Origin of the sequence: Streptomyces niveiscabiei (assembly GCF_001419795.1) — a bacterium.
Classification (GTDB): Bacteria; Actinomycetota; Actinomycetes; order Streptomycetales; family Streptomycetaceae; genus Streptomyces; species Streptomyces niveiscabiei.
Window position 1 is genome coordinate 1 of the sequence record NZ_LIRL01000691.1, and the last position, 5,133, is coordinate 5,133.

Annotated in this window: 5 protein-coding genes; 2 read left to right on the top strand and 3 right to left on the bottom strand. The window is 72.9% G+C overall.

The genetic code is table 11. The features are described 5' to 3' along the window. The 3 genes from AOK24_RS30690 to AOK24_RS30700 all read right to left on the bottom strand — a co-directional run. A partial coding sequence (locus AOK24_RS30690) for a glycosyltransferase (RefSeq protein ID WP_055723301.1) occupies positions 1–912 on the bottom strand: 912 nt, incomplete at its 3' end. Positions 913–1,136: 224 nt separating this feature from the next. Then, positions 1,137–2,555 (bottom strand): hypothetical protein, encoded by a 1,419-nt coding sequence (locus AOK24_RS30695; protein ID WP_055723302.1) that lies wholly within the window; start codon positions 2,553–2,555, stop codon positions 1,137–1,139. A 337-nt stretch (positions 2,556–2,892) separates the two neighbouring features. After that, complete coding sequence (locus tag AOK24_RS30700; RefSeq protein WP_055723303.1) at positions 2,893–3,285, bottom strand: ankyrin repeat domain-containing protein; 393 nt, start codon at positions 3,283–3,285, stop codon at positions 2,893–2,895. Between the two features lie 272 nt (positions 3,286–3,557). Between AOK24_RS30700 and AOK24_RS30705 the strand changes: the two genes are divergently transcribed. After that, positions 3,558–3,752, top strand: a complete 195-nt coding sequence (locus tag AOK24_RS30705) for a hypothetical protein (RefSeq protein WP_010357990.1) — start codon at positions 3,558–3,560, stop codon at positions 3,750–3,752. Between the two features lie 34 nt (positions 3,753–3,786). Then, positions 3,787–5,133 (top strand): P-loop NTPase family protein (locus AOK24_RS30710; protein WP_055723304.1); only part of this gene is annotated, 1,347 nt, incomplete at its 3' end.

Here is a 5,133-nt window from a genome sequence, read left to right on the forward strand (position 1 = left end):
GTACGCCGCCCTGCGCGCGGGATCGGCGGCGAGGGCGGCGACGGCGTCCCGCAGGGCGTCGCGGTCGCCCGCCGGGAAGAGCAGCCCGGTACGCCCGTCGGCGACGAGGTCGAGCGGCCCGCCGACGGCGGGTGCGACGACGGGGACGCCGCTGGCCATGGCTTCCTGGACGGTCTGGCAGAACGTCTCGAAGGGCCCGGTGTGGGCGAAGACGTCGAGGGAGGCGAAGATCCGGGCGAGGTCGTCGCCGGTGCGGCGGCCGAGGAAGACGGCGCCGGGGAGTTGCTCGGCGAGCGCGGGCCGGCTGGGCCCGTCGCCCACGACGACGACCTTGACGCCGGGGAGCGCGCAGACGCCGGAGAGGAGCTCGATGTGCTTCTCGGGGGCGAGCCGGCCGACGTACCCGATGATCGTCTCGCCGTCGGGCGCGAGTTCGCGGCGGATCGCGTCGTCGCGGAGGTCGGGACGGAACCGTTCCGTGTCGACGCCGCGGGGCCAGAGCTTCACGCGGGGCACGCCGTGGGCGGAGAGGTCGTGCAGGGAGGCGCTGGAGGGCGCGAGGGTGAGGTCGGCGGCGGAGTGGACGGAGCGGATGCGGCGCCAGGCGGCGGCCTCTCCGGCGCCCATGTAGGTGCGGGCGTAGCCGGCGAGGTCGGTCTGGTAGACGGCGAGCGCGGGGACGCCGAACTTGGCGGCGGCGGCCATGCCGCGCACGCCGAGGACGAAGGGGCTGGCCAGGTGGACGACGTCGGGCCGGTGGTCGACGATCGTCGCGGCGAGGCGTCGGCTGGGGAGGGCGACGACGACGGGGGCGTGACCGCGATCTACGAGGTGCCGGGCGGTCTGGAGCGCGCAGTGGGCCACGCCGTTCACGTCGGGGGGAAAGGATTCGGTCACGATGACGACACGCATACGGGTGTTGTCTCCGCGCCGGACGTGAACGCGTCAAAGTGGATCTTTCCGAACGACGAACGCCGCGTGAGCGTTGAGCTGCACACCCGAGCAGGTCAGACGGTGTCCATGTCCGTCTGACCCGAGGGTCGTCGGGTGTTCACCCGGCGGGCGGAAGGGGGCCCGTTTCGATCACACGGGGGAGCCTGTTCCGGTCAAGAACGATCACGCGAAATCAGAAGCGGTCACATGGCGGCCGTGTCCGGGCCGATCCGGCTCCGTACGGCCGTCTGGACCTCCGCCTCCTCGGCGGGGTCGGCGGCGAGCCGGCGCAATCGCTCCACCACGCGCGCGTCGCCGGTCTCGGCGTGCCGGGCGGCGACCTCCCGGGTGGTCTCCTCGCAGTCCCAGAGGCATTCGACGGCGAAGCCGGTGGCGAAGGAGGGGTCGGTGGCGGCGAGCGCCTGTGCGCAGTGGCCGCGCAGGTGCGAGGAGGCGGTCTCGCGGTAGATGTGCCGCAGGACGGGGGCCGCGCAGACGATGCCGAGCCGCCGGGCGCCGTCGATCAGGGGCCACAGGGTCGTCGCGTCGCACCCGTCTCCGCGTACGGCCTCGCGCAGGGCGCCGAGGACGAGGTCGCTGTCGCGGGTGGCGCCCCGGCAGGCGAGGACGCGTCCGGCGGCGGCGCCGAGCGGGTCGGGCCGGTGGACCCACCCGCGCGCGCGGTCGACGGCGGCGACGGACCGCATCCGCTCGAAGGCGTCGACGGCGGCCTCGACGACAGGGGTCGTGCCGGTGGCGACGGCCTGTTCGACGAGGTCGAGGACGGCGGGGTCGTGGCTGTCGGCGAGGTAGCGCAGCGCGGTGCAGCGGGCGCCCTCGGTGCCGTCCTGGGCGGCCCGGAGGATCTCGGGACGGTCCTCGGGGCCCGCGACGGCCGCGAGACAGCGAGCGGCGGGCACATGGAGCGCGGCGCCGCGCTCGACGCCCTGCTGGGCCCACTCGAAGACGGCGGCGACGCTCCAGCCGGGGCGTGGCCCGCTGGGGCTCATCTGGCGCTGCCAGCGGTCGAAACAGCCGGTCTCCTGGGCGGCGCGCACGCGCGCGGAGACGTACTCGCGGGGATCCTCGGCCCACAGCCGCCAGGGCCGGGGCTCGAAGGCGTCGCGGACGGTCGCCGCGAGTTCGGCCTCGCCCTCGGCGTCGGTGGCGAACCGGGCGAGCACCGGCATGGCGAGGGCACGCAGGCCGGCGTCGTCGTCGCGCAGGGCGAGTTCGTCGAGCGCCCAGGACCAGTTGGCGCCCGAGGTGGCGTACCGGCGCAGCAGCCACAGGGCGTCGCGCCTGCCGTACGAGGCGAGGTGGCCGAGGACGGCGAGGGCCAGGCCCGTACGGGACTCCTCGGTGTCGAAGGCGTCCTCGGCGTCGAAGAGATGCGCCTCGATGTCGTCCAGCTCGCCGTTCAGGTCGAGGTAGAGACGGGCGTAGTACAGGGAGCGGTTCTCCACCTGCCAGTCGTGGCGTGGATCGCGCAGCACACAGTGGTTCAGGGCCGCGAGCGCCTCGGCGCGCGGTGCGGTGAGCGCGTGCAGCGTGCCGTCGCCGCGGCCCCTCTGGAGGAGGCCGAGCAGGGTTCCGCTGGGCGCTATGACCGGATCGAACATGGGAAACAGCCTCACATCAAGCGTCGACGCAACCGGGGATCGTGCACTACCTGGCCGCGTGACAACACGTCGGGGCGCCCGCCGTCTCTTGCTTGCTGTAGACCATCTTCCTCTGCCTCTCGTCGGTGGGCCCATGCGGGCCGCGTCACGGCCCACGCGGTGCGGCAACACCTGCCCAGCCATCGTGTCCGTGAATCACGACGTCATGATGACCCGGCCGTTCTGCCTGCCGCGACCGAAATTTCCGGCGGCCTTGTACCGCCTCCCCCGTTGTGGTCGATTTACCTGCTGAAAATCTGTTTATCACCTGGTGAACGGCCGCCCTCAGGGCCGCTGTTCACCCAACGCCGAACAGCTCCAGAAGCTCCGCCCGGCCGAACATGCGGGCGGTGTCGACGGCCGAGGGGGTGCCCTCGGCGGGGTCGGCGCCGGCCGCCAGGAGGACCCGTACGACCTCCGTCTCACCCTTGAACGCGGCCCCCGCGAGGGGGGTCTGGCCACGGTCGTTGACGTCCCCCGCGGGCGCGCCGCGCTCCAGGAGGGCCCGGACGGCGTCGGCGTGGCCGTGGTAGGCGGCGAGCATCACGAGGGAGTCGCCGCGGTCGTTGGTGAGGTTGGCCGGAACGCCCGCGTCCACGTACGCCACGAGCGCCTCGGTCCGACCCTGCCGGGCCAGATCGAAGATCTTGGTCGCCAGCTCCACGACCTCGGGGTCGGGGGCTTCAGCCATCGGTTCGGACCGCCTCTCGGATGCCGGCGCTGTGCCGTACGGGTGAATCGACAGGGTACTGGCTCGTCGCACACATGGGCGGCGCCCGCCGTGGCAAAGATCACGAACAGGACCGTTCGAGGCAATCATCCCCTTCGGGTGGCGCAAGCAGAGTTACCCCGAACGGTGGAAATCCTCACCAATTCACCCTTTTGCACCTTTTATCGTATAGATACATCCTGTGAGCCTGGAAGTACTCATGGTGACTGTCCCCCCTAGCCAGGAGAACTCAAATGATCCTGTCCATCTCAGGCGTGGTCCTGCTCGGCATCATCGTCTTCCTGTTCTTCAAGAAGGACGGGCTCAAGGCGTCCCACGCGCTGGTGGCCGCGCTCTTCGGCTTCTACATGGCCTCCACGGCCATCGCCCCCAGCATCAAGGCCGGCGGCGAGAGCCTCGCGAGCCTGCTCGGCGGCATCAAGTTCTGACCACCCGTCCCGTACGCACCTCCAGGAGACAGCAGTGGCCCGGCGCCCTCTCCCCCGCATTCTGAGCACAGGCAGCGCGCAGATCGCCCGGAGCCGGGAGCTGGCCCGGACGGCGGCCGACAGCGCCACCGACGTCCTCCACCCGCTGATCACCATCTCGCGCGGGCTGCGCCGGCTGGCCTCGGCCGGGCGGCGCAGATGGACCGAGACCCCCAAGGACAAGCGCGGACCGCTGCTGTTCCTGGTGGCCTCGGTGGTCCTGGTCGTGGCGTTCGTGCCGTACGGGCCGCTGCTCGCCGTCGTCGCGCTGATGGCGGCAGCGGCCTGGCAGGGCCGGGACCGCACCCCACCGGCCCCGGAAGGCCCCGACGAGGCCCAGACGGCCCGCCTGGGCTCCCTGTACGAGGCCCTCGTCCCGTACTTCTCCACCGCCGAGGACCCCTCCCCCCTGTACGCCCACGGCGGCGACTGGGAGAAGGCGTTCCCGGCGTACGACTTCGACGACTCCGGCCGCGTCGCGCGCCTGCGCATCCGCTACCCGGCGTACTTCCCGGACGGCGAACCGGAGGCACGCGCGCGCGTGGAGCAGCTCCTGTCCGCCAAGGCCGGCCGGGGCCGCGAGTACCTCTTCGCCTGGGACGAGGAGGGCAACGAACTCGGCGTCGACGTCCTCGACCCGCTCCCCACCGACCTCGCCGCCCAGCGCTTCGTCACCGCGCCCGGCGAGACGGTCCTCGGCTTCACCGACCCCTCCCACACCCAGCGCACGCTCCCCCTCACCCACGGCGAGGAGCAGCGCGACGTCCCGCCGGTCGTCTGGCGCACCGGCATCCGCTCCACCGAGCCCCACCTGCTCGCCGTCGGCCAGCCCGGCACCGGCACCTCCACCCTGCTGCGCTCCATCGCCCTCCAGGCCCTGCGGTACGGCGACGTCCTCATCGTCGACGGCGGCGGCACCGGCGAGTACGCGTGCCTGACCGGCCGCGACGGCGTCCTCGGCGTCGAGGTCGGGCTCGCCGGGGCGCTCACCGCCCTGGAGTGGGCGGCGCAGGAGACGGAACGGCGGCTGATCGCCGCGAACCGTGCCCGGCAGGAGGGCCACCCCCCGCCCGAGGACACCAAGCGCCCCCTGTGGCTCCTCCTGGACCGCCCGACCGCCTTCACCCACCTGGCGGCCACCGACGGCCAGAAGGACCCCCAGACCCACCTCCAGACGCCCCTCCGGCACGGCCGCGCCGCCCAGGTCACCGTGGTCGTGACGGAACAGTTCGACGCGCTCGACGCCCTCGGCGACGCCGTACGGCAGCACACGCGCGCGCGTGTGGTGCTCGGCCCGGCCTCCCCCCACCAGCTGGCGGCCGTCCTCGGCGCACCCCCGCAC

Coding starts and splice junctions, on each gene's coding strand:
- AOK24_RS30695 (WP_055723302.1), bottom strand. CDS start 2,555: ATGTTCGATCCGGTCATAGCGCCCAGCGGAACCCTGCTCGGCCTCCTC.
- AOK24_RS30700 (WP_055723303.1), bottom strand. CDS start 3,285: ATGGCTGAAGCCCCCGACCCCGAGGTCGTGGAGCTGGCGACCAAGATC.
- AOK24_RS30705 (WP_010357990.1), top strand. CDS start 3,558: ATGATCCTGTCCATCTCAGGCGTGGTCCTGCTCGGCATCATCGTCTTC.